Below are 26,015 nucleotides of genomic sequence, written 5' to 3'. Positions count from 1 at the left end.
GAAGGGGCCGGTGGGAGGGTGGGCCGGCGTACCCGGAGACGGGTCACAGCCAGTCGTGTTCCCGGGCGTACCGGGCCGCTTCGTGGCGGGTGTGGGTCTGGGTCTTCTGCATGGCGTTGGAGAGGTAGTTGCGTACCGTGCCGGGTGCGAGGTGGAGGCGGGCGGCGATGTCGGCGACCGGGTAGCCCTCGCTGGTCTCCCGCAGGACGTCGAGTTCACGCTCGGTGAGGGGACAGTCGTCGATGACGGCGAGCGCGGAGACCTCCGGGTCGATCCAGCGCCTGCCCGCGTGCAGGGTGGCGATGACGGAGGTGATGTGGGCCGGCTCGGCGGACTTGCTGACGAAGCCCTGGACACCGAGCTTCAACGCCTTGCGCAGGACGCCGGGCCGGGCGTGCCGGGTCAACATGAGGATGACCTGTTCCGGGCGCGCACGGCGGATCTGCGCGACCGCGGCGAGGCCGTCCACCCCCGGCATCTCCAGGTCGACGACCAGGACGTCGGGCCGGTGCCGCAGGGTGGCCTCCACGGCCGTCGCACCGTCGTGCGCCTCGGCGATAACGGTGATGTCGCCCTCCATGGGCAGGAGCGCGGCCAGGGCGGTACGCAGCAGCGCCTCGTCGTCGGCGAGCACGATGGTCGTCATCCGCCGCCCCCCTGCAGAGCCGGGGTCATGGCGGCACCGGCGGCCGGGAACCTCGCGGCCGTACGGAACAGCCCCTGCTGCTGTTGCACTGTCAGTTCTCCTCCGTCGCCGGCTACCCGTTGCCGAAGGGCCGCCAACCCCCTGAGTTCGGGAGGGGAGCCGCCCGCCACCCCGTCGTTGACGATCGTGATACCCGCCTCGGAGAGGGTGATCTGCACCTGGTTCGCCTGCGCGTGCCGCAGGATGTTGGTGGTCGTCTCGCGCAGCACCTGACCGAGCATCTCGCTGGTGCGCGCGTCCACCTCGGCCTCCCGGGTCACCCGTACGCGGATGCCCGCAGCCTCGAAGAGGTTCTTGGCATTCTCGATCTCCGCCGTGAGGTTGAGTCGACGTTGCGCGTACGCGAGCTCCTTGGTCTGCGTGATGGTGTCGCTGACCAGGGCGTACGTCTCCCGTAGCTCCCTGTCCGCCCGATCGGCGTCGCGGAGCAGCAGTTTCTGCGCCAGCGCGATCTTCAACTTGACCACGTGCAGGGTGTGGCCCTGGATGTCGTGCAGGTCGCTGGCGAACCGGACACGCTCCCGGACGACAGCCAACTCCGCCTCGCGTTCCCGGGTCTGCTCGAGTTCCCGGACGAGGTCGTAGAACCGCTCGCCCAACATCGTCAGGACCACCACCGCGACCGTGAGGACCATCGGGACGACGACGTAGGTGAACAGGACGGCACCGACGTCGTCGCGCTCCACCAGCAGCCGTGCCGCGCCGACGGCGGCGACGTAGGCCAGGAGCCCGGCCACCGCCAGAGCCCGCCGCTGTCGCCGCACCTGGCGCAGGACGAGGGAGACCACGCCGCAGACACCCCAGTACGCGTTGGGGCTGCCGGTCAGCAGCGCCCCCAGTGGCCACACCGCTGCCGCGACGACCAGGCAGGGCACGAAGACCCGGGCGAGGTCGTCGGCCGTCCACCGTTCGAAGGCCACCAGGGCCGCGAAGGCCCCCGGAACCAGGACGAGGAGGTGCCACCAGGCGTGCGTGTCCAGGAGGACCAGGACCACGGCGGCGAACACCAGCGGCGGCAGTGACGTCGCGAGGTTGAGCCGACGCAGCCGTCCCTGTGTCGACGCGGTGAAGCGTGGCTGTCGTGCGGTCACCACCCCAGTATCCGGCCGCCGCCGACCACGACCAGTGACACCACGTCACATGCGGCCGTGACGTGGCGCCACTGACGGGTCGGGTGGCGTCCACGCTGTCATGGAGGCATGTCCACCACACCTGTCATCGACGTCGAGCGACTGAACCTCACCTACGGCGACTTCCACGCCGTGCGGGACCTCTCATTCCAGGTGCGGCGCGGGGAGCTCTACGCGCTCCTCGGCACCAACGGGGCCGGCAAGACCTCGACCCTGGAGGTCGTCGAGGGTCACCGTAGGCCCACCTCCGGCACCGTACGGGTCTTCGGGCACGACCCCGACGACCGGCGGGCGGTACGTCCCCGCACGGGGGTCATGCTCCAGGAGAGCGGGTTCTCCCCGGACCTCACCGTCCGTGAGTCGGTCCACCTGATCGGTCGGCTCACCCGACGCACCGACGACGTGGACCGGGTGCTCGACCTCGTCGACCTCACCGACCGGGCGGGCCGGAGGGTGGCACAGCTCTCCGGCGGGGAGAAGCGGCGACTGGACTTCGCCACCGCCGTCTACGGGACCCCGGAGCTGATCTTCCTGGACGAGCCGACCACCGGCCTGGACATCCAGTCCCGCGACGACCTGTGGGCGACTGTGGACCGGCTGCGGGAGAACGGCACCACCATCGTCCTCACCACCCACTACCTGGAGGAGGCGCAGCAACGCGCCGACCGGATCGGGCTGATGCACCAGGGCACCTTCCACCGGGAGGGCACCGTCGCCGAGCTGACCCGTACCCTCCCGGCGGTCATCCGCTTCACCCTCGGGCAGGTGGTGCCGACCCTGCCGCTGCAGGCCACCGTCGCCGCCGACGGGAAGGTCGTGATCGAGACCTTCGCCCTGCAGAAGGACCTGCACCTCCTGCTCGGGTGGGCGCAGGACCACGCCGTGCACCTGTCGGACCTGCAGGCCGGGCCGACCCGGCTCGACGACGTCTTCCGCGCCATCGGCACCTGACCGGTCCCGTCAGCCGACCCTTTCCCGGAGAGGAATGCCACCCGTGTTTCCGATCGCCGCGAGCGAACTGATCCAGATCTTCCGCAACCGGCTGGTGCTGATCACCAGCATGATCATCCCCGTCGCCGTCTGCGTGCTCTTCATCCGCCGACACGAGACCTTCGCCGCCCTCGGCAGCCTCGGCTACATCGCGGCGATCGTGATGTTCACCGTGGCCGCGTTCGGGCTCTACACCACCGCCGTCACCACCCTGGCCTCCCGGCGGCAGAACCTCTTCCTGAAGCGGCTGCGCTCCACCGCCGCCGGCGACGCCACCATCCTCACCAGCCTGCTGCTGCCCGTCGTCGTCCTCGCCCTGATCCAGGTGACCGCGATCCTCGTCGCCCTGGCCGTGGTCGCCGGGCACCCGGCCGACGTCGCACTGCTCGTGGTGGCGGTCCTCGCCACCCTGGCCATGATGGTCGGTCTGGCCCTGGCCACCGCCGGGCTGACCAACTCACCCGAGCACGCGCAGGTCACCACCCTGCCCGTCACCCTCGGTGTGATCGGCGTGGCGAGCTGGGTCGGCATCACCGGCACCGAGGACCTCACCTGGCTCAAGCGGCTCCTGCCCGGCGGCTCGGCCACCGAACTGACGGTGAACGCCTGGAACGGCGGCACCGCCGTGACCGAATCCCTCGCCCTCCTCGCGCCGACGCTGGGCTGGGTCGTCCTCGCCGTCGTCCTGGCCACCCGACTCTTCCGCTGGGAACCCCGCCGTTGATCCCCGCCGGGCGGCACCGCCTCGGCGCAGCGCCACGAAGACGGCGCGGCCGGCGGTGGGTGACGGCGCGTCCGGTACCCGTGCCGAGGTCGCGCTGACCGCGTCGACCAGTGACACCGCGTCACACATCGGGGTGACACCGCACCACTGTCGATTCGATGCGGCCGCTGGTGGCATGGAGACAGCGAACCAGGGGGAAGGGAAGACCCGTGCGACTATCAGTCGGAGGTAGAACGTGAAACGAAGTCGAATCGTCGGCCGGGGGATGGCCGTCACCGTCGCCGTCGGGCTCGTCGCGACCCTGACCACGGTGCCGGCCGCAGCCGACGAGCCGGTGTCGCAGGTCCAGTGGGGAGCGTGCCCCGCGCCGGTCGCCGCCGTATCGCCGTCGTTGCAGTGCGCGACGGTGCCGGTTCCGCTGGACTACGGCGACCCGACCGGCACCGCGATCGAGATCATGGTGTCGCGGATCGCCAGCCAGAACCCGACCGAGCGCCGGGGCATCCTGCTGCTCAACCCGGGCGGCCCGGGTGGCTCCGGGCTGACGATGCCGGCGGACCTGGTCAACCTCGGTCTGCCGGCCACCGTGCTTGACCGGTACGACCTGATCGGCCTCGACCCCCGTGGGGTCGGGCAGTCGGCCCCGGTGAGCTGCTCCTTCACCGGCGATCTGGACTACCGGGGCAACATTCCGCCGTACGCGGTCGACGACGCGGCGGTCGCGGCGCAGGCGACGATCGCCAAGACGGTCGCCGAGCGGTGCGCGGCCAACGACACCGAGGGTCGGCTGCGCCACCTGACCACGGCCAACACCGCACGCGACCTGAACTCGATCCGGGTCGCGCTCGGCGAGGAGAAGGCCAGCTTCTACGGCGCGTCCTACGGGTCGGCGTTGGGCGCCGCGTACGCCTCGATGTTCCCGGACACCACCGACCGGGTCGTGGTCGACAGCAACGTCGGCGACACCCACCTGAGCCGTGCGGGCCTGCGCCGGTTCGGGCTGGGCATGGAGCAGACCTTCCCCGACTTCGCGGCGTGGGCGGCGGCCCGGCACGGCGCCTACGGCCTGGGCCGGAACCCGGCGCAGGTGACCAGCAACTACTTCACCCTCGCCGAGCGGCTCGACCGGACCCCGGTGGCCGGCGTCGACGGTGCGACCTTCCGGCTCCTCAACTTCACGGCGCTCTACAGCGAGGCCCAGTACGGACTGTTGGCGCAGACCTGGCAGGCGCTGCGGAACTCCGACGGGGCTGCGGTCACCCGGCTCATGGCCAGGGCCGCCGACCCTGCGGTCGCGCAGCGCACGAACCGGGCCGAGGATCCGGCGGAGCTGCTGCCGTGGGACAACAACTGGTCGGCCTTCCTCGCCGTGACCTGCAACGACTCCGCCTGGCCGGAGAAGGTGGCGCGGTACCAGGACTCGGCGGCCACGGACCGCGAGAAGTTCCCGATGTACGGCGCCGCCGGGGCGAACATCACCCCCTGTGCCTACTGGCCGCACGAGCCGTCCGAGCCGCCGGTGTCGATCAACGACGACGGGCCGCCCAACGTGCTGATCCTGCAGAACCGGCGGGACCCGGCCACCCCGCTGCGGGGTGGGAAGCTGCTCCGGGAGAAGTTCGAGGACCGGTCCCGGCTGGTGACCGTCGACGGCAGCGGGCACGGCGTCTACGTGTTCGGTGACAACGCCTGTGCGCTCAACGTCACCACGGCCTACCTGGTCGACGGCACCATGCCTGAGGACAGGTTCTGCGGCCCCGGGACGCGGACGTTCACCCCCGAGGCCGCGCAGCAGCGGGCCGACACCCTGGACCGCCTGCACCGTACGCCCTGATCGCCGCCCGGGTCGCCGGTCGCACCGACCGGCGACCCGGGTCGCCGGTCGGTGCGGGCGCCGGGGTCGACCGGCGTGTGGTCAGCGGTCGAGGGCGGCCATGTCGGCCTCGGCGTGGCGGTCACCGGAGGCCGGTGTCAGGTTGTCCAGCCGCGTGATCTGGTCGGGGGTGAGCCGGATGCGGTCGGCGGCGCTGTTCTCCTCGATCCGGTTGACGCGCCGGGTGCCGGGGATGGGCGCGACGTCGTCGCCCTGGGCCAGCAGCCAGGCCAGCGCGACCTGGCCGGGAGTCGCCCCGGCCTCGTCGGCGACCTCGCGCACCTCGTCGACGATGCGCAGGTTCCGGGTCAGGTTGCCGCCGGTGAACCGGGGGTTGGTACGACGCCAGTCGTCGGCGTCCAGGCCGTCGAGGGAACGGATGTCACCCGTGAGGAAGCCGTGCCCGAGCGGTGAGTAGGGGACGAGGCCGATCCCCAGCTCCCGCAGGGTGGGCAGGACCTCGGACTCGGGATCGCGGGTCCACAGTGAGTACTCGCTCTGCACGGCGGCCAGGGGGTGTACGGCGTGGGCCCGGCGGATCGTCGCGGCGGAGGCCTCGGAGAGCCCGATGTGGCGGACCTTGCCCGCGGCCACCAGTCCGCCCAGCGCTCCGACCGTCTCCTCGATCGGGGTGTCGGGGTCGACCCGGTGCTGGTAGTACAGGTCGATGCGATCGGTGCCGAGCCGCCGTAGGGAGCCGTCGACAGCTGCCCGGATGGTGGCGGGTGTGCTGTCGGGGCCTGGCCGGGCGGTGTGCGAGACGAGGCCGAACTTGGTGGCCAGGACGACCTCGTCCCGACGGCCCCGGATCGCGCGACCCACCAGCTCTTCGTTGACGTAGGGGCCGTACACCTCGGCGGTGTCCAGATGGGTGACACCGAGGTCCAGGGCGCGTCGGATGGTGCGTATCGATCCACCCTCGTCGCGGCCCGCGCCGGTGTAGAACGCCGACATCCCCATGACCCCGAGGCCGATGCGCGGGACGGTGAGCGTGCCCAGTCGTGCGGTTCTCATGCGTGGTCCTTCCCTGGATCGACGACCTGCGCCGCGTTGCCCGGCCGGGACGCATCGGCAAAGCCATGAATGTGATGCTTCAACATCTGACCATACCCGTACTTGAAGCGTCAACAAGTGACGGTAGGGTGGGGGTATGACGACGAGCGCAGCGGCGGGCGATGCCGGACCGGCCACCGGAACCCACTGGCTGAACCACGACGAGCTGGCAGCGTGGCTGGCGAACTCCGCGATCATGATCAGCCTGCCAGCCGCCCTCGACGCGCGGATGCAACGCGAGGCGGACCTGACCTTCTTCGAGTACATGGTGCTCTCGGTCCTGTCCGAGGAGCCGGAACGCACGTTGCAGATGAGCGACCTGGCCAGGCGGACGTCGGCCTCGCTGTCGCGGCTCTCGCACGTCGTCGGACGGCTGGAGAAACGGGAACTGCTCCGGCGGGCCCGGATCCCCGGCTCCGGCAGACGTACCGTCGCGATCCTGACCGAGGCCGGTCACCAGGTGGTCGTGGCGGCGGCACCCGGGCACGTCACCGCGGTCCGCGAGTACCTGATCGACGAACTCGGCCCCCACGACCTCGCCGCGTTGCGCCGCATCGGCACCGCGGTCGCCGCCGCCATCGACCGCGACCGGCAGCTCGGTCCGTGACCTCGACCCCGACCGGGTGTACGCCCGGTGGATTCACCGGAGCAGAGCCTTCTGGACCTTTCCCATGGCGTTGCGGGGGAGTTCCGTCACGAAGCGGATCTCCCGGGGACGTTTGTGGGCCGACAGGGTCCGGGCCACGAAGTCGATCAGATCGGCGGCGTCGGCGGTGTCCGCCACGACGTACGCGGTGATCTGCTGACCGAGGTCGTCGTGCGGGGTGCCGACCACCGCGGCCTCCCGTACCTCGGGATGCGCGAGCAGGGCGTTCTCCACCTCGCCGGCGCCGATCCGGTAACCGCCGCTCTTGATCAGGTCGGTGGAGCGGCGCCCGGCGATGCGATGCCAGCCGTCCGGGTAGACCGCTGCCAGGTCGCCGGTGCGGAACCAGTCGCCGTCGCGCTGGGCGGCGGTGGCCTGCGGCCGGTGCAGGTAGCCGTCGAAGAGCATCGGGCCGCGTACCCACAGGTCGCCGACCGCCTCGCCGTCGGCGGTGATCTGCCGGCCCTCGTCGTCGAGGACCCGGGTGTCGACCCCCGGCAGCGGCAGACCGACCTGCCCGGGCCGACGGTCGCCGTCGGCGCGGCTGCTCAACGTGATCAGGGTTTCCGTCATCCCGTAGCGCTCGACCGGGCAATGACCGGTCAGCTCGTGCAGCCGGTGGAAGACCGGCACCGGCAGCGCGGCGCTGCCGGACACCAGCAGGCGGCTGCCCGCCAGCGCGCGGGCGGATCCGGGGTCGGCGCAGATCCGCGACCAGACCGTCGGTACCCCGAAGTACATGCTGCCCCCGGCTGCCGCGTACGCCTCCGGCCGGGGACGGACGGTGTGGGTCAGGCGGCAGCCGACCCGCAGGACGCCCAGCACGCCGAGGACCAGACCGTGCACGTGGAACAGCGGCAGCCCCTGCACGAGATGGTCGTCCGGGCTCCACTGCCAGGCGTCGACCAGGCCGTCCAGGCCCGCCTCGACCGCCGCGTGCGACAGCAGTACGCCCTTCGGCGCGCCGGTCGTGCCGCTCGTGTACATGATCAGCGCGGGGTCGCCGGGGGCTGGCGCGGGGTGTCCGGTGTCCGACCGGCGGAGAAGGTCGACGGGCACGACCGGCACCGTCGTCGGCAGTGTCGTCCCGGGCGCCGCGAGGACCGCCGACGCCCGGGAGTCGCCGAGAATGTGCGCTACCTCGGTGCTGCCGGAGTCGGGTGGCAGCGGCACGACCGCGACGCCCGCGAGCAGTGCCCCGACCATCGCCACCACGGTCTCCGCTGCGGGAGCGGCGTGCACGGCCACCACCCCGGCGCCGGAGACGTCGTCGGCGACGGCGCGGGCGCAGGCCAGCAGCCGTTCCCCGGACAGCGTCTCGTCGCCGACCCGCACCGCGTCCGGCACGTCCAGCAGATGGGCGGAGAGTCCCGCGAGCAATCGCATCCGCGTCTCCTTCCAGGACACCGTCTCGTCGATCCCTGTCGAACCGTACCGCTGACCGACGGCGTTCCGGCAGCCGGCGACGACTGCCGGACGGGTGCGCCGGTGGCGGTTTCGCGGGCGGTGAAACCACCTCCCGGTCTCGCGCGTCATGAGGCTGTATCGATCGATCTGAGAGCCTCGGGTCGCCCCAGCGGTCCGGGTGCGGTGACGCAGGAGGGTTGGTGGACGTCATGTCGGTGACCGGTGGTCCACCCACCCGGGTCCCGACCCCCGCCGCCCCCGGCCCGTCCGGCCCGACCTACTCGGATCCCGGCCGGCCACGCGCCGCTGACCACCCGGTTCCGGCTCGTCGACAACGGGGAGGCGTCCCGGGGCTACGGTGATCAGCCTTGGTCGCACCGGCCGGGTGGGCCGTGGTCACCCCGGCCGCCGCCCTCCGCCGGCTTCGATGGAGGCGGCAGAGTCGTGCGGCAGACTGACGGTGTGACGAACGCAGGCAGCAAGCTCGACCACCGGTGGGAGCTCGTCTTCAGATGGCATCCCTACTACCTGCTGGCCACGAGCGTCCTGCTGGTGTCGTCACAGCTCGACCTGACCCCCGGCCCGCAGCGGCGCCTGATCACCGGTGCGCTGCTCGTCGCGGCCGTCGCCCTGCAGCTGTGGTGGGATCGGGCTGGTCGCTCCCGGACAGCCCCGGATGTCACCTCGGCCACCTACTTCGCGCTGCGCTGGCTGATCAGCGCGGTGCTCACCGGGCTGAACCCGTTCTTCGCCTTCTACGTGGCCACCGGCTACATCGACAACGCCGTGCTGCTCCGCGGCCGGCGCTGGCAGGCGGTCGGCATCTTCGCGCACTCCCTGCCGATGGCGGCGGCGCAGGCCGGCGGGCTGCCCTTCGCCGACGCCGGGCAGTGGACCATCTTCGTCGGGTTGGTGCTGGCCAACAACGTGATGCTGGCGTTGATCGCCTACTTCGTCCGCCACGAGGAGGAGCACGCCGAGGCCCGGGCCGCCACCATCGCCGAGCTGGAACGCACCAACACCGCCCTGGAGGCGGCGATCGAGGAGAACGCCAGGCTGCACACCCAACTGGTGCGCAAGGCCCGGGAGATGGGGGTCGTGGAGGAACGCCGGCGGCTTGCGGCGGAGATCCACGACACCGTCGCCCAGGGCCTGGCCGGCATCATCATCCAGTTGCAGGCGGTGTCCGGGGCGAGCGACCCGGCCGCGGCGCGGGAACACCTCGACCGCGCCACCGAGCTGGCCCGGCACAGCCTCGGCGAGGCCCGCCGGTCGGTGCAGAACCTGGCCCCGCTGAGCCTGGCCCACGACCCACTCCCGCAGGCGCTGCGCAACACGGTCCTCCAGTGGGCCGAGCGGCAGCACACCCGCGCCGAGTTCACCCTCACCGGCACGGTCCTGGACCTGCACGACGAGACCTCCGCCGCGATCCTGCGGATCACCCAGGAGGCGTTGACGAACGCGGCCAAGCACGCCGGCGCCTCCCGGGTCGGAGTCACCCTGAGCTACCTCGACGACGAGGTCACCCTCGACATCCGGGACGACGGCTCGGGTTTCGACCCGCAGCGGCTGCCCCGGCGCGACTGGACCGGCGGCTTCGGGCTGGAGGGGATGCGGACGCGCGCCGAGCGAAACTCCGGCACCCTGACCGTCGAGTCCGAGCCCGGCTACGGCACCGCGATCTCCACCCGGCTGCCGGTGCGCCGGGGCGGGTAGGGGTGCTCCGCCGTCGAGGCGACGGCACCGATCGACGCAGCCTCCCCCGGCCGGAACAGCGCGGAACTTAAGCGCTTAGGTTACGCTCGGGTCCCGCTTCACCCCGGCTAGGAGGAGTCCGCATGCGTACGACGTTCGACCTGGCAGGACGGTGGACATGGGCGCTCGTCGCCGACGGTGAGACGCCGGTGCCGCAGGAGGCCGTCCCGCTTCTCGGCCGGACCGTCGACGCGCAGGTCCCGGGAGCTGTCCACCTCGACCTGCTGGCAGCGGACCTCATCCCCGACCCCTTCGTCGACCGCAACGAGGACGAGGTCTCGTGGGTGTCGCGATGCGACTGGTCACTGACCCGCACCTTCCCCGCAGTCGTCGGCGCGGAACGGGTCGACCTCGTCCTCGACGGTGTCGACACCGTCGCATCCGTCGCGGTCAACGGGCGGACGGTCGGGACCACCCGGAACATGCATCGTCGCTTCCGGTTCGACATCACGGCGGTCGTCGCCGAGACGAACACCGTCGACGTCCGGTTCACGTCCCCGTACACCGAGGCGGAACACTGGGAGCGGACGCTCGGCGCCCGGCCCAGCGCCTACCCGCAGCCCTTCGCGTTCATCAGGAAGATGGCGAGCAGCTTCGGCTGGGACTGGGGGCCGACCCTGCCGGGTTGCGGACTGTGGCGGGACGTCAGGGTGGAGACGTGGAGCGCGGCCCGGATCGCCGGGGTCCGCCCCCTGGTCGACGTCTTCGAGGGCACCGGCATCCTCACCGCCCACGTCGACATCGAGCGGACCGACTCGGGGGCGACGCTCCCGCTGCACCTGGAGGTCGAGGTCGCCGGGCAGGCCGTCCACGCGGAGGTCCCGCCGGGTGAGGACTCCGCGACGGTGGTCGTCGCCGTGCCCGACGTGCGACGGTGGCATCCACGCGGACTCGGTGACCCGCACCTGTATCCGGTCGGCGTGTCGCTGTGGTCCGGGAAGGAACAGCTCGACGAGCACCGCACGCGGGTCGGCTTCCGGACCGTCGCCGTCGACCGGGCACCCGACGCGGACGGCACCCCGTTCGTCGTCACGGTGAACGAGCACCCCCTGTTCGTCAAGGGCGTGAACTGGATCCCGGAGAGCGTGTTCCCCGGGGAGGTCACCGCCGACCGGGTCCGGACCCGTCTGGAACAGGCCGCCGACGCGAACGTGAACCTCGTACGCGTGTGGGGCGGTGGAGTCTACGAGAGCGACGCCTTCTACGCGGCGTGCGACGAACTCGGCCTGCTCGTGTGGCAGGACTTCCTCTTCGCGTGCGCCGCCTACCCCGAGGAGGAGCCGATCCGATCGGAGGTGCTCGCCGAGGCGCGGGAGAACGTCGTGCGGCTCAGCTCCCATCCCAGCCTCGCCGTCTGGAACGGCAACAACGAGAACCTCTGGATGCGCCTCGACAAGGACTGGGCGGCGCAGCCGGGAGGTGACCTCACCTGGGGGGAGCGGTACTACCTGGAGTGGCTCCCGGACCTCCTCCGCGAGCTCGACCCCACCCGCCCCTACACGGAGGGGAGCCCCTGGTCGGGCAGCTGGGCGCACGACCCGAACGACACCGACCACGAGACGTTCCACTCCTGGGACGCCTGGAACGAGTCCGACTACGCGGTCTACCGGGACAGCTCCCCGCGCTTCGTGTCCGAGTTCGGATGGCAGGGCGCGGCGGCGTGGCGGACGCTCCGGGACGCGGTCACCGACACCGAGCTGCGTGTCGACGCCGAGAACGTACGCCACCACCAGAAGGCCATCGACGGACACACCAAGCTCGCCCGTAACCTCGCCCGACACCTCCCGCCGACGGAGGACTTCGACAGGTGGCACCTGCAGACGCAGTGGATGCAGGTCGAGGCGGTCCGCACCGGCGTGCTGCACTGGCGGGCGAGCTGGCCACGGACCACAGGCACCATCGTGTGGCAGCTCAACGACCTCTGGCCCGTCACGTCGTGGTCGGCGATCGACAGCGCCGGCCGCCGCAAACCCCTCTACTTCGCCCTGCGTGACCTCTACGCGCCCCGGGTCCTGACCATCGAGCCGGGTGACGGCGACGGCGTCCTGGAACTCTGTGTCGTCAACGACGACGACAACCAGTGGAAGACCACGGCGCACCTCGCTCGGCGGCGTCTCGACGGCGTGCCCGTCGCGGAGCTGTCGCACCCGCTGTCGGTACCTCCGCGTTCGGTGACCCGGGTCAGGCTGCCGTCGACGCTCGCCGAGTCGTCGGATCCGGGTGCCGAGTTCGTCGTCGCGACGGTCGACGACCTGCGGGCCTTCTGGCACTTCGCCTCGCCCGGGGACGCCCGGCGCGACGCGACGCCGCCGGAGGTCACCGTCACCGCCGTCACCGGCGGGCTGGACATCGGTGTGCGCTCGGCCCACCTCGCGCGGGACGTCCTCGTCCAGCCCGACCGGATCCACCCCGAGGCGACAGTCGACAGCGGCTTCACCACGGTGCTGCCGGGGGAGACGGCGATCTTCCGGGTCCGCGCGCCGGAGCCACTCGACGCCGCATCGGCGCAGACGGCGTTCGTCGTCGCCTCGCTCAGGGATATGATCGATCCCGACTGACGGGAGCTGGCATTCGGTGATGACGGGCGCACCGCAGACCCGGCGGGTCACCATCGCAGACGTCGCGCGGGAGGCGCAGACGTCGACGGCGAGCGTCTCCTACGCACTCAACGGCCGGTCCGGCGTGTCGTCGGCGACCCGGGAACGGGTTCTCGACGTGGCGGCCAGGCTCGGCTGGTCCCCGACGAGCGCCGCCCGCACCCTGGCGGGCGCCGGCGCGGACACGATCGGTCTGGTGCTCGCCAAGGACCCTCGTGACCTCTCCGTCGAGCCGTTCTACATGCAGTTCATCGCCGGCGTGGAGTCGACGCTCGCCTCCCGCTCGATGGGACTCCTCCTTGAGGTCGTCGCCGACGCGGACGCCGAGGCCGAGGCGATCCGGCGATGGCACATGTCGCGTCGTGTCGACGGCGTCCTGCTCACCGACCTGCTCCCGGACGATCCGCGGATCTCCGTGGTGTCGCAGGGCGGTGTCCCCGCCGTCGTCGTCGGCGACCCGAGCGTCGCGGCCGGACTGACGACCGTGTGGACCGACGACGCCGAGGCGATGCGGCAGGCGGTCGGGCATCTCGCGGCCCTCGGCCATCGACGTGTCACCCGTGTCGCGGCCCCCCGCCGTTATGCGTACACGGCCATCCGCGACGACGCGTTCGAGCGCGCCGCTCGCACTGCGGGGCTCGAACACGACATCGTGCGGTCCGACCTCTCACCGGAATCGGGTGCGGCGGCCGCGCGTACCGTGTTGTCGTCGACCCGGCCGCCGACGGGTCTGCTGTTCGACAACGACGTCATGGCGGTCGTGGCGCTGACCACCGCACACGAACTGGGTCTCTCGGTCCCCGGCGACGTCTCCATCGTCGCGTGGGACGACTCGCTGCTCTGCCGCCTGGTGACGCCGGGGTTGACGGCGCTCGGCCACGACGTGGTCGCCCTCGGTGCCCATGCCGCGCGCCGACTTCTCGACGTCATCGACGGTGCGGACCCGTCCGTCCACCAGGACCCTACCCCGACGTTGCAGGTCAGGGCCTCGACCGGTGCTGCGCCGGTCGAGGCCTGACCGTCGCTGCGGCCTACCAGCGCAGGGACGGGTCCCACCGCAGCTGTACGCCTGCGCGTTCGAGGTCGCGTTGGAAGTCGTCGAGTCGGCGCGGGTCGGCGCGTACCGCCGTCGGTTCGAGGCCGTGGTCGAGGCAGTACGCGGCGAGGGCTCCCACCGCCTCGCCGATGGACCACTCGACGGGCTGCAGCCGGTAGCTGCCGTTCGAGACGTGCGTGGTGCCGATGTTCTTCGCGGCGGGGAGGAGGTTGCGTACCCGCTGCGGCAGGAGGGCGCCGAGCGGGATCTCGAACGGGTCCGGCAGACCGCCGCCGCCCGCGCTCCCGCCGGTCGTGGCGTGCCTGTCGATCCAGTAGTAGTGGCCGACGCCCACGGTGTCCGGATAGCGCTCGGCACCCCGGCCGTCGCGGTGGTCCCTGTCGAAGTCGTGTTCGAGGATCGTCCGTTCCGCCCGGATGCGGCGTGACTCCCGGAAGTACGGCATCATGGCGAAACCGTCCGACGTGCCGGTGACGCGTGGCGTGAGGCGGAGTCCGGGCCAGCCGACGCCGCCGTCGGATCGCGGGGCCTCCGTCTGCAGCCAGTAGAGCAGCGACCGGCTCAGCTCCTTCGACCGATCCCAGTGGACGGCCGCGTCGTCGCTGCCGAACAGCGGGCCGCCGACGTAGTCGTTCATCGGCCAGTTCACCACGACGATGTCGCTGGCGTACGCGCCGTCTGCGAACTGGCGCCGCGCGGCGACGCGGCGGTAGTTCCACAGCTCGGGGGCTTCGCCCATGTTGCGGTGGTCGACGTCGATGGCGAAGGGGTCGTCGTCGTCGTTCACCCGCAGGGTGTACTCCCGGGCGATCGACCCGTCGTGGGCGGCGCGGCGGAATCCGAGCATCTTCTCGCCGTCGAGCTGCGGGGGTCGCCAGTCGCGGAAGAAGTCGTAGTCCTTGGGCCGGTCGATGGTGTGGTCCTGGCCGGCGAGGTGCTCGACCGCGAAGCACCAGGTGACGCTCTGCATGTCGAGGGGGTCGGCGGTCTCGGGGGCGCTGGGTTCGCCGGTCTCGCCGCGCCCCTCGCGCCCGGTGACGAACTCGACTCCGCCGAGTTCCAGGAGGTCTCCGAGCTCGGTCGCGTCCAGCACGAACGGCGCGGAGAGGTCGCGCAGATCTCCCTCGCGATCTCGGACCGTCACCCCGGTCACGCGGTCGCCGTCGGTGTGGACGGCGACGGGTGACGTCTCCAGCATGAGGGTGAGTCGTCCGGCTGCCTCGTACGGGCGCAGCAGGCTGTGGATCACCGAGAGGATGACCTTCGGTTCGACGCTGAGCGGGCTGACCCACGCCGCGCCGGGGTTGAGATGCGGGTCGGCCCGGGCGGCGTCGGTGAGCGGGTAGTAGGCCCGGTAGTGCTCGCGGACGAGTTCGCGGAACTGGGCGTAGCTGCGGTTGCGGCCGGTCGTCTCGATGCGCCGGTGCTCGTCGCTGGGCACCAGTTGCGCCGTCAACTGTCCTCCCAGCCACGGCGTCTGCTCGGTCATGAGCACCGATCTGCCCCGGCGCAGGGCGGCGAGGGCGGCGGAGACGCCGCCGACGCCACCACCGACGATCAGAAGGTCAGCTTGCTGTCGTGTCACGGGAAGGCACCTCTCTTTCCCGGGAACTCTATGTAAAATTCTCGGTCATGTGCAAGGGAAATCCCTTCGGACGTCGCCACTCGCCGTAGGATCCCAGCACCGGAAGTGATCGAAAGGATGCCCATGCGCGAGAAGGAGCGTCGACCGTCGCTCGCCGAGGTGGCCGGCGAGGCGGGTGTCTCGATCTCCACCGTGTCGAAGGTCGTGAACGGGGCGCCGGACGTCGCCGCCGACACCCGGGTGCGGGTGGAGTCGGTGCTGCGCAACAAGCAGTACCTGTCGCCCAAGCAGCGCTCCCGGCGCGACCTGGCGACGGTGGTGGTCGTGCTCGCCAGATCGAGCATGTCCTCCCCGTTGACCGTGGAGCTTCTGCGCGGCGCCATGCGGGCGGCCCACGAGGCCGGGCTGGAACTCGTCCTTCTCGACCTGCCCGACGGGGCGCCCGCCGCAGGCTGGATCGAACGGACCAAGCGCAACGGTCCGACCGCCGTCGTCGCCCTGAAGTCCCGGCTGCGGACCCAGGAACGCGCGAGACTCGCGAAGAACGGGGTCCCGCTCGTCGAGGTGGACACCTACCGGTTGCCGGACAACGACTCGTACTCCGTCGGCGCGACGAACTTCGCCGGCGGCATGGCGGCCACCCAGCACCTCCTCTCGCTCGGGCACACCCGCATCGGCTTCCTCTGCGGGGTGGCCGACACCCAGGCCTCGATCGCCCGCAAGCACGGGTACCTGGCGGCGCTGGCCGGCGCGGGGATCCAGCCCGGCGCCGACCTCGTCGAGGAGGGCGACTTCACCTACGAGTCGGGGTTGCGGGCCGCCGCGTCCCTCCTGGCCCGGCCGGACCCCGTCACGGCGATCTTCGCGGCGAGTGACGCGCAGGCGGCCGGGGCCCTGGAGGCGGCGCGCCGGGCCGGGGTGTCCGTCCCGCACGAGCTCAGCGTCATGGGGTTCGACGACCAACTCGTCGCGCGGATGACGGCACCGCAGCTGACGACGATCAGGCAGCCGTCGGAGGCGATGGGGGCGTACGCGGTGGAGGTCGCGCACAAGCTGCTGCTCGGTGGAGCACCGCCCGTGCTCCACACCGACCTCGCGACGGAGCTCGTCGTCCGCGGTTCGACAGCGCCGCCGCGAGTTTCCGAAAAGAATCCTTGATTTTCTCGGTAGCCGCTAGGTACTTTGACTTTCCTCACAACGCGCCACGAGGCGTGGGATGAGTCTGAAGGAGTACCTCATGCGAGCTACCCGATTCCGCGGGGCCGCCATCGCGCTCACCGGAGTTCTGGCCCTGTCCCTTACTGCGTGTGCCGGCGACGACTCCGGCGAGTCCGGTCCGGTCGACCTGAAGATGGCGCTCTGGTCATCGAACAAGGATCACCTGGCGTTGCTGCAGAAGATCGGAGACGGCTACGTCGCCGAGAACGGTGACCAGGTCAAGTCGATCACCTTCGAGCCCGTCACGAACCCGGACTACATCGCCGGACTGACCACCCAGATCTCCGGGGGCGACGTCCCCGACCTGGCCTGGATCCCCGAGGCGAGCGGCCCCGAGTTCGTCGACGCGGGCATCCTGTCCAACGTCCGCCCCACCCTGGAGGGCACCGACGGCTACGACCTCGACGACATCCTCCCCGCCGCGCTCGCACCCTGGCAGGGCGACGACGACGGCGTCTACGCGTACCCGTTCTCCAACTCCCCGTTCGCCCTCTACGTCAACGAGGACCTGCTGAAGAAGGCCGGCCAGCCCGACGTGACGTCACTGGTCGGAACCCCTGGCTACACGTGGGAGGCGATCGCCGACATCGCCGCGGCGACGAACGGCAAGACGGGGGCCGTGGGGATGAACATCCCGACGTTCAACCCCACGAACTGGAGTGCGGTGACCATGCTCGGCAGCGGGTGGGGTGCCGCCCCGTGGTCCGATGACGGCAAGACGTGCACGTTCGCGTCCCCGGAGATGGTCGAGTTCCTGACCTGGTACCAGCGGCAGATCACCCGTGGTGCCATCCCCGCCGCCTCGGGCAACGCGGTCCCCGCGGCCTTCGCGAGCGGCGACGTGGCCTTCAGCATCGCCCAGCTCAGCCAGTCGGGGGGCCTCGACGACAGCTTCAAGTGGTCGTTCCTCCCGCTGCCGGCCGGGCCCAAGGGCTACCACCCCATCGTCGGTCAGGCGGGGGTGAGCGTGCTGGAACGCAGCACGAACAAGGAGCAGGCGGCCGGGTTCCTCGCATACCTGACCAACCCCACGAACGCCAAGCTCCTCGCACAGTTCTTCCCGCCGCCCCGTCAGTCGCTGCTCAACGTGGAGACCCTCGCCCAGGCCGCGCCGAAGCTCTCGCCCGAGCAGATCCAGTCGGCGATCATCGACGTGGTCCCCAAGGCCTCGGTGAAGCCGCAGCACCCGGTGCTCTCACGGTTCACCGACCGGGTTCGCGCGGGCCTCGACCCGGTGTGGTCGGGAGGCGACGTGCGGGCCGCCGTCACCGGCATCTGCGAGCAGATCTCGCCGACGCTCAAGGGCTGAACCCAGTGACCGTTCGCACCCCAGCGGCGGACGACCGGAGAGTCACGCCAAGCCACCGTCCCCGTCCTGACGGAGACCGCTGGCTCGGCGTGGCCTTCGTCGCCCCCCAGGTCCTCGGCGTCATCGTCCTCGGCGTCGTCCCCTTCCTCTTCGTCATCTGGTACAGCCTCAACGAGTGGCGGCCACTCACCGGGGAGATGACGTACGTCGGATTCGAGAACTACACCCGTCTCTTCGCCGATCCGACCTTCTCCTCGTCGGTCACCGCGAGCCTGTTGTTCAGCGTCGGCGTCCTCGTGCTGAACCTGACGGTCGCCCTCGGCCTCGCCGTCCTGCTCAACCAGCGGCTGAAGGGCATCACCGCATTCCGTACGATCTTCTTCTCACCCGTCGTGGTGTCGGTGGTCGCCTGGTCCGTGACATGGGGGTTCCTTCTCGCCCCCGACGGAGGCATCAACGGCGTACTCCGGCTCTTCGGCATCGAGGGGACCAGCTGGCTCGCCGACTCCTCCACCGCGCTCGTCTCCCTCGTCGTCGTGCAGGTGTTCAAGGGCGTCGGCATGAACATGGTGCTCTTCCTCGCCGCCCTCCAGGGCGTCCCGGAGGAGATGCGGGAGGCCGCGCAACTGGACGGCGCGTCGGCGTGGAAGTCGTTCCGGTCCATCACGGTCCCGATGATCGCGCCGACGATCCTGCTCACCGGGATCCTCACCACCATCGGATCGCTCGAGGTGTTCGCTCCCGTGCAGCTGCTCACCGTCGGTGGGCCGGGGGACGCCACGAACGTCCTGCCGTTCTTCCTCTACCGCACGGCCTTCGTCAACCAGCAGTTCGGGTACGCCAGCGCGATCGGCGTGGTGCTCTTCGCCATCATCCTGACGCTGACGATGCTGCAGTGGACCTCCCGCCGGAAGTGGGTGCACGATGAGGTCTGATCCGTCGAGCGCGGCACGCAGTCGCTCCCGGGTGACGACCGCCACGCTGTACCTGCTGCTCGTGGTCGCGTCCATTCCGTTCCTGTATCCGACGCTGTGGATGGTCTTCTCGTCGTTCAAGCCGGCGAACGAGATCTTCGTGCAGCCGCCCAGGCTGCTGCCCCGGGAATGGACACTGGACGGCCTGGCGCAGGTGTTCACGGCACAACCGTTCCTCCAGCAGTACGCCAACTCGATGTACATCGCGGCGATCGTCACCGTGGCGTCGATCCTGCTGTCGGCGATGGCGGGCTATGCCTTCGCCCGCATCCGGTTCCCGCTGCGCAACGCGGCGTTCACCCTCATGCTCGCGACGATGATGGTGCCGACCGAGGTGACGATCGTCCCGATCTTCACGGCGGTCAACGCGATGGGCCTCAACGACACGCACTGGCCGCTGATCATCCTGCCGATCTTCGGTCCCACGGCTGTCGTCTCCGTGTTCATCTTCCGGCAGCACTTCCTCAGCTTCCCCAAGGAGTACGAGGAGGCCGCCCGGCTGGACGGGATGAGCCGCGTCGGGACGTTCTTCCGGATCGCCCTTCCGCTGGCCAAGCCGGCGATCGCGGCGGTCGGGATCATGGCGTTCCTGCGCTCGTTCAACATGTACTTCGAGGCACTCATCTTCCTGCGGAGCCCCGAGAACTTCACCCTGGGCCTCGCGATCACCCGTTACCAGGACTTCTACGGCGAGCAGATGTGGAACACCCAGCTCGGCGCCGCGTCGCTGACCGTCGTGCCGATCCTCGTGGTGTTCCTCATCGCGCAGAAGCAGTTCGTCCAGGGCCTGGCCCAGACCGGGCTCAAGGGATAGCCGACCCATCACGGCGACGACGCCGACCGGGCACCGCCGCCGAGCAGACTGCCACGTTCGAGAAACGAAGGAGTCGACAAGATGCATCAGGATGAGACACGCCCACCGATGCTGCCGGCGCTCAGCCGACGGAACTTCCTGGTCGGCGCCGGCAGCGCCGCGGCGCTGCTCGCCGCCGGGGCGGCAGGAGCGTCGCCCGCGTTGGCGACCTCGGCCGGCACCGTGCTGCCGCTGGTCGCCCCGCTCCCGGCCGGGCAGCCGGTGCGGACCCAGTTCGCCCCCCACGAGCAGGTACTGGCCGCGTACCTGATGATCGTCGCCCCGCTCGCGAACAGCGTCCGGGACGTCGCGCCGAACTACGGGTGGATGGAGGACGGCTGGCAGCGCACCCCCAACCAGCCGTACAACTCCCGGATCATGGAGCACGTCGCCACCCTGTCGTGGTTCTACGCCAACGACCGGCCGTGGAACCCGTACTACCGCAACCCGGCGCTCCTCGCCCGCCTGGACGCCGCCCTCGGCTACTACCTCTCCCTGCAACACGCCGACGGGTCGTACCCGGAGTACTCGCCGACCGAGCACCACCTCTCCCCGACCGGGTTCGGCACCGTCGCGCTCGCCGCCGTCCTGCGGGACCTGCGGGCCGCGGGTGAGCTCTACGACCGCCGGGTGCAGATCCGCGACGCCATCCGCAAGAGCTCCGCCTGGCTGGTCGACACCTCCAAACCGCACTGGAACCGCCCGGTCCGGTTCGCCAACCAGGTGGTCGCAGGGCTCTCCGGGGTCGTCGACGCGGCGCACATCCTCGGCGAACCGGCCGTCGCCGCCGCCGTCCCGAACCGGCTGCAGATCATCCTCAAGGACGGCCAGGCACCCGCCGGGTTCTTCCACGAGCCCGTCGCCCCGGACGCCGGGTACAACTTCGAAGTGATGCTGCCCGACCTCGGCGCCCTGTACAAGCGGCTGCCGGACCCGGCCGTCATCCAGCTGGCCGAACGGTTCGCCGCCTGGTTCGGGTACGTCGTCGTGATGGAACCCGGCCGCAAGGAGGGCTTCATCCTCTCCGGCACCAGCGCCCGCAACATCGTCGCGACCTTCGAGACCACCCCGGTCGACGACCTGGACCGCAGCGCCCTCGCCCGGACCCTGGTGCCCCACGTGCCCGCGCTGGGCGCCTTCTTCGCCAGCGCGGAGGAGAAGACCCAGGCCCGCAACGCCTGGCGGAACTCCACGGCACCGGTGTCGCCCCGCCGCAAGCAGGACTCCTCGCCCCGGCTGCACATGCACGTCCCGCAGGCCCCGGTCGGGATCCCCGGAGCCCAGCGCGACGCACGGGTCGCCGCACTGCGCTACCTGCGCGAGAGCACGTTCACCGAACTGCGCAGGGGCACTCTCGACCAGCAGTACGTGTTCGTCCGCCGCCCCGGCTACTACACCGCCGGTGTCTACGGGGTCCGGCAGGACTCGCTCCAGCGGATGGGGACGAACGCGTTCTGGCACCCCGTCGCAGGCATGCTCGCCCTCACCGTCAACAGCTCGGGGCCGGACGACTGGACGACCGTCGCCGACACCGTCGGCACCGCCTCCTCACGCGGCTCGGTGACCGCGACCCACCACCGCGGGGCGTCGGCCTCCGGTGCCGTCATCCCGGCAAACGCGCTGACCGGGTACACGGGCGTGTTCACCACCAGGTACGTGACCGCGGACGGCGCCGTGCGGACGGACGTGACGCACCGGCCCGACGGAATCAGGCGGGTACTGACCACGCCGGGAGCCTCCCGGGAACGGATCCCCCTCATCATCGGCACCGGTGACCAGGTGGTCTTTGCCAACGGCACCCCGGCGCCCTACGGGCAGGAGACGATCACCAACACCCGCGGGATCACCGTCACCCGTGGCGGCGTGCGGTTCGTCATCGACTGGGGAGTGAACCGGGAGGCGAAGTACGCGCCGATGGACCGGTCGTACCTGGGCAACCGTACGCACCGCATCCTCACCATCAGCTTCTCCGGGACGCTCTCGGTCGACCTGCGTGTCGAGCCGGTGAGCTGACTCGTCCGGTCCGTGCCGGCGGCAGTGGAGGGCGCATGTCTCCGGTCCGAGTGACGAGGGCGTGAAGGTGACGAGCGACAGCGTCACCTGACGTGGCAGCCACCCCGCAGTCCCTTCGAGGGTTGCGGGGTGGCTGGTCGCGTCCGCGTACGGTGCGACAGGTCGTCGGTGCCCGGTCGTGGGTCAGCAGTTGCCGAGCTTGTCGTTGCGCTGCACGGAGGTCCAGGCCAGCCGCTCGCCGGGCACGTTGCGTACCGAGTAGGGCATGCCGTCGTGCTTCGCGAGTTCCTGCGCGTACTCGTCGCTGACGACGTAGACGTGCAGTTCGAATTTCTGTCCCGCCGACGTCGAGTCCCCGACGACGACCCGGTTGGCCTGCCAGGTGTGGGCGGGGTCGAAGTGGAGAGGCTGTTCGTAGAAGTAGTCCGAGTGACCGGCCACGCGTACGAAGACCACTGCTCTTCGCCCACCTGTGGGTTCATGTCCGGTGCCGGAGACGTCCGAGCAGTTCGGCACCACCTTCGGACTGGTGATCGCGAATCGCACCGGCGGCGTCGGGGGCTCCGGTGGCGTCGTGGGCGGTGGCCCGGTCGTGGGCGGCGGCGGTGTCGTGGGTTCCGGCGGGTTCGTCGTCGACGGCGGGGTCTCGGTGGCGGGCGGACTGCTCGGTGTCCCTGGTGGAGTCGGTGTGCCCGGTGGAGGTGGCGTCGGGGCGAGAGGTGACGCGTGACCGACCTGCGGGTCGGAACCCGGTCGGTTCTGCTCGGTCTTCGCGAGGTACGTCGGCACGGCCGCCGCGACACCCACGACGAGTGTCGCCAGCACGCCGAGTGCCGCCACCTGCTCGGCGGGTTTCAGCGAACGCCACCATCGCCGCATCCATGCCCTCCTCCGTCAGCAGGCACGCGGGCGTTCAGTACACCCGGTGGAGGCACGTTCGCGTTCTCGCCAGTCGCATTACCGACCCTGCGCCGGCCCGTGACGACGCCACCGGGGCCGCGATGGGGGAGTGCGCGTCCAGCCGACAGCGGATCGGTACGTCGACAGGTCCCAGGGACGCCACGACCTCATGCCGGGTCAGGCGGGTGTGGTCTGGCGCGGTGGTGGGGCGGTGGTGGGTGGGGAGGTGTGGTAGCCGGCGGCCTGGAGGGCGAACAGGTCCGCGTACCGGCCTGCTGCGGCGACGAGGTCGTCGTGGGTGCCGGATTCGACGAGGCGACCGTGGTCGAGGACGTAGATGCGGTCGGCGTGCCGGACGTTGGCGAGTCGGTGGGTGATGAGGATGGTGATGCCGTGTCCCCGGCGGTCGCGGATGGCCTGGAAGAGGGCGTCCTCGGCGCGGGGGTCCAGGGCGGAGGACGGTTCGTCCATGACGAGGAGGTCCGCGTCGCGGAGGAACCCCCGGGCGGCGGTGATGCGTTGCCACTGGCCGCCGGAGAGGTCCTGGCCGCCGGCGAAGGTGCGGTCGAGGAGGGTCTCGTAGCCGTGGGGGAGGTCGGTGATCATGTCGTGGGCGACGGCGCGGGCGGCGGCGGCTTCGATGTCATGTTGGGCGGGGGTGGTGGTGACGTCGCCGAGGGCGATGTTCGTGGCGGCGGTGAAGGGCCACTTGTGGTACTCCTGCGTGACGACGCCGATGCGGTCACGGAGGTCGTCGGTGTTCCAGTCGGTCAGCGGACGACCGTTGTAGTGGATGGTGCCGCTGGTGGGGGTACGCAGGGTCGAGATCATGGTGGCGAGGGTGGACTTCCCGGAGCCGTTCTCGCCGACGAACGCGACGGTCTGTCCGGCTTCGATGGTGAGGGTGACGTGGTCGACGGCGGGGGTGTCGCGGTCGGGGTAGCGGAGGCTGACGGCGTCGACGGTGATCTGCCGTAGCCGCTGCGGGTGGGTGTCGTGGTCGGTGGTGTGCGGTCGGGGGAGGTAGTCGGCGGCGCGGGTCATGAATCCGGTGTAGTCGCGGAAGTGTTGGCCCTCGGTGTAGACGCGGTCGACCTGGAAGGTGATCAGGGCCAGCGACCGTTGGGCGGACTGGACGGCGATCACGCAGGTGGCGGCGGCGGCGAGGGGGATCTGACCGTCGATGAGCAGCAGGCCGAGCAGGACGTAGACGACGGCGGTGGCGGTCCCGCCGATCATCGCGCCGACGGTGGTGGTCGTGGTGACCCTGCGGGCCAGGGTGAGTTGGATGCGGGTCTCGACGCCCATGACCCGGTCGTACTGGTCGAGGAGGAACCCGCGCAGGCCGTAGGTGCGCAGTTCGGGGGCGGAGTCGCGTTCGGCCATCAGCCGGTGCAGCAGCCACAGGCGGCGTCGCCTGACGGATCCGGCGGCGTAGGTCTGGTAGCGCAGGTGTCCGGCCCGCAGTGACGCCCACGCGTTGGGGACGGTGGCGACGAGCAGGGCGAGCAGCAGCAGCGGGTGGATGACGACGACGGCGACGGCGATGGCGAGGACCCCGGCGACCCCGGCGAGCAGGTTCATCGAGGACTGGACGAGTCCGGTGGTGGAGTTCGCGCCACGGGAGGCCCGTTCCATGTCGTCGGCGAAGGCGTCGGCGTCGAAGGCTTCCAGCCGTACGGCGGTGGTCACCTCGAACAGTCGGCGTTCGACCTCGCAGTCGACCTTCGGGCTGAGCCCGTTCTGCGCGTACCCCATGGCGACGGCCATTCCGGCGCGCAACATGGTCACCGCCGCGAGGGCGGCGAGGGCGGGGAGGGCGGCGACCACCTTGTCGGGGGTGGGTCCACCGGCGAACAGTTCGACCAGGACCCGTTGGGCGGCGAGGAGCCCGAATGCGGACATCACCCCCGCTCCCACGGTGGTCGCCGCCACGACCGAGGTACGGATCCGGTCGGCGCGCCAGCTCACGGTGAGGGCGGCCCAGACCAGGCGGGGCAGCTCGGAGAAGACGGCGAACAGCCCTGCCTGTGCCCGGGCCCGCACCCCGGTCTCCCACCACATCTCCCGCAGCTCCGGCAGCACTGATGCCGGTTCGGAGCCGCCGGGTGACGGAGTGGAGTGGTCTGTGGTCGGCATGGCGGTACCTCCCGGAGGTGAGGACGGCTACCTGTCACACCCGCCGGTACGCCGCGTCGAGGCGGGCGGTCCGACGACGGTCCCGTCGCAGTTCGGGCCGACGCGGAGCCCCGACGTCCGGAGGGCACCAGAGGACCGTAGGACGCCGACCGTCCGACACGCCCGAGGCGTCGCGGGCCGACATTGTCGGCAGCCGCCCGTCCTGACTTTTCGGCAAAACTCCGACATCCCTCCACGGCGTGGCCTCGCCCCCGCCGACCGGGCGCCGACGTCGTCGGCCTCCTCGTGGAACCCGGGACCGGTTCGAGCCGGTCCGCACCGCCAATCGAGTTCCATCGACGATCGTCTTGCGATAATCGTCGATGGAAGCAGGCCCTTCGATAAGGAGTCACCCGTGCGTATCCGTCTCACCCTGGCGCTCGCCGCGACCGCCCTCGCCGGCGCGTTCGTCGCCCCGGCCACGGCGACCGCCGCACCGACCGGACCGCAGCCGATCATCGGCGGCAACGTCGTCGCGTCGGCACCGTGGGCGGCGGCCGTGTTCCAGAACGGCGCGTTCGCCTGCTCGGGCTCGATCATCGCCCCGCGCTGGGTGCTGACCGCCGCCCACTGCCTGCGCGGCACCGTCTCGGTACGGGTCGGCAGCGTCCACCGCTCCTCCGGCGGCACCACCGCCACGGTGAGCGCCATCCACACCCGGCACGACCTGGCCCTGCTGCACCTGGGCACCTCGGTCGCCACCACGTACGTGGCGCTGGCCGACACCAACCCGCCGGTCGGCGCAGTCAACGACATCTACGGCTGGGGCCGGACCTGCATGACCTGCGAGCCGTCCCCCCAACTGAAGACCGCCACCGTCCGGGTGACCGCGATCAGCGGTGAGGACTCCGACGGCGGCCCGGTGATCCGCAGTGCTAAGGGCAACGGGGTGTCCTGGCAGGGCGACTCCGGCGGCCCCCAGTTCCACAACGGACGCCAGGTCGGCGTCTCCTTCAACGGCAACGGGACGACCTCGCAGAACTACTCCTCGGTGATCGCCAGCCGTGGCTGGATCACCGAGATCAGCGGCGTCTGACCGGCCCCGGC

Annotated in this window: 21 protein-coding genes; 14 read left to right on the top strand and 7 right to left on the bottom strand. The window is 70.8% G+C overall.

What is annotated here, in order from left to right:
• Positions 1-43: 43 nt before the first annotated feature.
• Together WHN02_RS22270 and WHN02_RS22265 are read right to left on the bottom strand one after the other, a co-directional pair.
• Positions 44-646, bottom strand: coding sequence for a response regulator (locus WHN02_RS22270; protein WP_434740650.1), 603 nt, complete (start codon positions 644-646; stop codon positions 44-46).
• Positions 643-1,797 (bottom strand): sensor histidine kinase, encoded by a 1,155-nt coding sequence (locus WHN02_RS22265; RefSeq protein ID WP_434740649.1) that lies wholly within the window; start codon positions 1,795-1,797, stop codon positions 643-645. Before WHN02_RS22265 ends, WHN02_RS22270 begins: the two co-directional genes overlap by 4 nt.
• A 108-nt stretch (positions 1,798-1,905) precedes the next feature.
• Here WHN02_RS22265 and WHN02_RS22260 point away from each other — a divergent pair, with 108 nt between their 5' ends.
• The 3 genes from WHN02_RS22260 (at position 1,906) to WHN02_RS22250 (ending at position 5,384) form a co-directional block, all read left to right on the top strand.
• Positions 1,906-2,787 carry an ABC transporter ATP-binding protein gene (locus WHN02_RS22260; protein ID WP_434740648.1) on the top strand — a complete coding sequence of 294 codons (882 nt, stop codon included), beginning with the start codon at positions 1,906-1,908 and terminating at the stop codon, positions 2,785-2,787.
• 43 nt (positions 2,788-2,830) lie between these two features.
• Positions 2,831-3,550 (top strand): ABC transporter permease, encoded by a 720-nt coding sequence (locus WHN02_RS22255; protein WP_434740647.1) that lies wholly within the window; start codon positions 2,831-2,833, stop codon positions 3,548-3,550.
• 235 nt (positions 3,551-3,785) lie between these two features.
• Complete coding sequence (locus WHN02_RS22250; RefSeq protein WP_434740646.1) at positions 3,786-5,384, top strand: alpha/beta hydrolase; 1,599 nt, start codon at positions 3,786-3,788, stop codon at positions 5,382-5,384.
• 81 nt (positions 5,385-5,465) lie between these two features.
• Here the strand turns inward: WHN02_RS22250 and WHN02_RS22245 are convergent, their stop codons facing one another.
• Positions 5,466-6,437, bottom strand: a complete 972-nt coding sequence (locus tag WHN02_RS22245) for an aldo/keto reductase (protein ID WP_434740645.1) — start codon at positions 6,435-6,437, stop codon at positions 5,466-5,468.
• 136 nt (positions 6,438-6,573) lie between these two features.
• Between WHN02_RS22245 and WHN02_RS22240 the strand changes: the two genes are divergently transcribed.
• Positions 6,574-7,083, top strand: coding sequence for a MarR family winged helix-turn-helix transcriptional regulator (locus WHN02_RS22240; protein WP_434740644.1), 510 nt, complete (start codon positions 6,574-6,576; stop codon positions 7,081-7,083).
• 33 nt (positions 7,084-7,116) lie between these two features.
• Here WHN02_RS22240 and WHN02_RS22235 read toward each other — a convergent pair whose 3' ends face one another.
• Complete coding sequence (locus WHN02_RS22235; protein ID WP_434740643.1) at positions 7,117-8,508, bottom strand: acyl-CoA synthetase; 1,392 nt, start codon at positions 8,506-8,508, stop codon at positions 7,117-7,119.
• 483 nt (positions 8,509-8,991) lie between these two features.
• Between WHN02_RS22235 and WHN02_RS22230 the strand changes: the two genes are divergently transcribed.
• The 3 genes from WHN02_RS22230 (at position 8,992) to WHN02_RS22220 (ending at position 13,899) form a co-directional block, all read left to right on the top strand.
• Positions 8,992-10,245 (top strand): sensor histidine kinase, encoded by a 1,254-nt coding sequence (locus WHN02_RS22230; RefSeq protein ID WP_434740642.1) that lies wholly within the window; start codon positions 8,992-8,994, stop codon positions 10,243-10,245.
• 122 nt (positions 10,246-10,367) lie between these two features.
• Positions 10,368-12,842 carry a glycoside hydrolase family 2 protein gene (locus WHN02_RS22225; RefSeq protein ID WP_434740641.1) on the top strand — a complete coding sequence of 825 codons (2,475 nt, stop codon included), beginning with the start codon at positions 10,368-10,370 and terminating at the stop codon, positions 12,840-12,842.
• A gap of 19 nt (positions 12,843-12,861) precedes the next feature.
• Entirely contained in the window at positions 12,862-13,899 is a 1,038-nt protein-coding gene (locus WHN02_RS22220) for a LacI family DNA-binding transcriptional regulator (RefSeq protein ID WP_434740640.1), read from the top strand.
• A 13-nt stretch (positions 13,900-13,912) separates the two neighbouring features.
• On the opposite strand, the gene WHN02_RS22215 is transcribed toward WHN02_RS22220, so the two are convergent.
• On the bottom strand, positions 13,913-15,523 hold the full coding sequence (locus tag WHN02_RS22215) for an FAD-dependent oxidoreductase (RefSeq protein ID WP_434740639.1): 1,611 nt from the start codon (positions 15,521-15,523) through the stop codon (positions 13,913-13,915).
• A gap of 123 nt (positions 15,524-15,646) precedes the next feature.
• On the opposite strand from WHN02_RS22215, the gene WHN02_RS22210 reads away from it, so the two are divergent.
• The 5 genes from WHN02_RS22210 (at position 15,647) to WHN02_RS22190 (ending at position 21,890) form a co-directional block, all read left to right on the top strand.
• The gene (locus WHN02_RS22210) at positions 15,647-16,681 is read left to right on the top strand and encodes a LacI family DNA-binding transcriptional regulator (protein ID WP_434740638.1); all 1,035 of its coding nucleotides are present in this window, start codon (positions 15,647-15,649) and stop codon (positions 16,679-16,681) included.
• 79 nt (positions 16,682-16,760) lie between these two features.
• Positions 16,761-18,050 (top strand): ABC transporter substrate-binding protein, encoded by a 1,290-nt coding sequence (locus WHN02_RS22205; protein ID WP_434740637.1) that lies wholly within the window; start codon positions 16,761-16,763, stop codon positions 18,048-18,050.
• A gap of 89 nt (positions 18,051-18,139) precedes the next feature.
• Positions 18,140-18,985 (top strand): carbohydrate ABC transporter permease, encoded by an 846-nt coding sequence (locus tag WHN02_RS22200; protein WP_434740636.1) that lies wholly within the window; start codon positions 18,140-18,142, stop codon positions 18,983-18,985.
• A 31-nt stretch (positions 18,986-19,016) separates the two neighbouring features.
• A complete protein-coding gene (locus tag WHN02_RS22195) occupies positions 19,017-19,838 on the top strand; it encodes a carbohydrate ABC transporter permease (protein ID WP_434740635.1) in 822 nt (273 codons plus the stop codon).
• Positions 19,839-19,919: 81 nt separating this feature from the next.
• The gene (locus tag WHN02_RS22190; protein ID WP_434740634.1) at positions 19,920-21,890 is read left to right on the top strand and encodes a hypothetical protein; all 1,971 of its coding nucleotides are present in this window, start codon (positions 19,920-19,922) and stop codon (positions 21,888-21,890) included.
• A gap of 183 nt (positions 21,891-22,073) precedes the next feature.
• Here the strand turns inward: WHN02_RS22190 and WHN02_RS22185 are convergent, their stop codons facing one another.
• Positions 22,074-22,346, bottom strand: coding sequence for a hypothetical protein (locus WHN02_RS22185; protein ID WP_434740633.1), 273 nt, complete (start codon positions 22,344-22,346; stop codon positions 22,074-22,076).
• A 31-nt stretch (positions 22,347-22,377) separates the two neighbouring features.
• On the opposite strand from WHN02_RS22185, the gene WHN02_RS22180 reads away from it, so the two are divergent.
• The gene (locus WHN02_RS22180) at positions 22,378-22,620 is read left to right on the top strand and encodes a hypothetical protein (protein ID WP_434740632.1); all 243 of its coding nucleotides are present in this window, start codon (positions 22,378-22,380) and stop codon (positions 22,618-22,620) included.
• 347 nt (positions 22,621-22,967) lie between these two features.
• Here the strand turns inward: WHN02_RS22180 and WHN02_RS22175 are convergent, their stop codons facing one another.
• Positions 22,968-24,929, bottom strand: a complete 1,962-nt coding sequence (locus WHN02_RS22175) for an ABC transporter ATP-binding protein (RefSeq protein WP_434740631.1) — start codon at positions 24,927-24,929, stop codon at positions 22,968-22,970.
• 394 nt (positions 24,930-25,323) lie between these two features.
• Here WHN02_RS22175 and WHN02_RS22170 point away from each other — a divergent pair, with 394 nt between their 5' ends.
• Entirely contained in the window at positions 25,324-26,004 is a 681-nt protein-coding gene (locus WHN02_RS22170; protein ID WP_434740630.1) for a S1 family peptidase, read from the top strand.
• Positions 26,005-26,015: the final 11 nt, after the last annotated feature.

The organism is Micromonospora sp. SH-82, assembly GCF_051132485.1.
Taxonomy (GTDB): domain Bacteria; phylum Actinomycetota; class Actinomycetes; order Mycobacteriales; family Micromonosporaceae; genus Micromonospora.
The sequence above is the reverse complement of the archived record's forward strand: the minus strand, read 5'-3'. Positions and strand labels throughout refer to the sequence as shown.

Excerpts from the sequence above, each read along its gene's own strand:
- WHN02_RS22270 (WP_434740650.1), bottom strand. The coding sequence starts at position 646 with ATGACGACCATCGTGCTCGCCGACGACGAGGCGCTGCTGCGTACCGCC.
- WHN02_RS22260 (WP_434740648.1), top strand. The coding sequence starts at position 1,906 with ATGTCCACCACACCTGTCATCGACGTCGAGCGACTGAACCTCACCTAC.
- WHN02_RS22245 (WP_434740645.1), bottom strand. The coding sequence starts at position 6,437 with ATGAGAACCGCACGACTGGGCACGCTCACCGTCCCGCGCATCGGCCTC.
- WHN02_RS22240 (WP_434740644.1), top strand. The coding sequence starts at position 6,574 with ATGACGACGAGCGCAGCGGCGGGCGATGCCGGACCGGCCACCGGAACC.
- WHN02_RS22235 (WP_434740643.1), bottom strand. The coding sequence starts at position 8,508 with ATGCGATTGCTCGCGGGACTCTCCGCCCATCTGCTGGACGTGCCGGAC.
- WHN02_RS22225 (WP_434740641.1), top strand. The coding sequence starts at position 10,368 with ATGCGTACGACGTTCGACCTGGCAGGACGGTGGACATGGGCGCTCGTC.
- WHN02_RS22220 (WP_434740640.1), top strand. The coding sequence starts at position 12,862 with ATGACGGGCGCACCGCAGACCCGGCGGGTCACCATCGCAGACGTCGCG.
- WHN02_RS22210 (WP_434740638.1), top strand. The coding sequence starts at position 15,647 with ATGCGCGAGAAGGAGCGTCGACCGTCGCTCGCCGAGGTGGCCGGCGAG.
- WHN02_RS22205 (WP_434740637.1), top strand. The coding sequence starts at position 16,761 with ATGCGAGCTACCCGATTCCGCGGGGCCGCCATCGCGCTCACCGGAGTT.
- WHN02_RS22190 (WP_434740634.1), top strand. The coding sequence starts at position 19,920 with ATGCATCAGGATGAGACACGCCCACCGATGCTGCCGGCGCTCAGCCGA.
- WHN02_RS22175 (WP_434740631.1), bottom strand. The coding sequence starts at position 24,929 with ATGCCGACCACAGACCACTCCACTCCGTCACCCGGCGGCTCCGAACCG.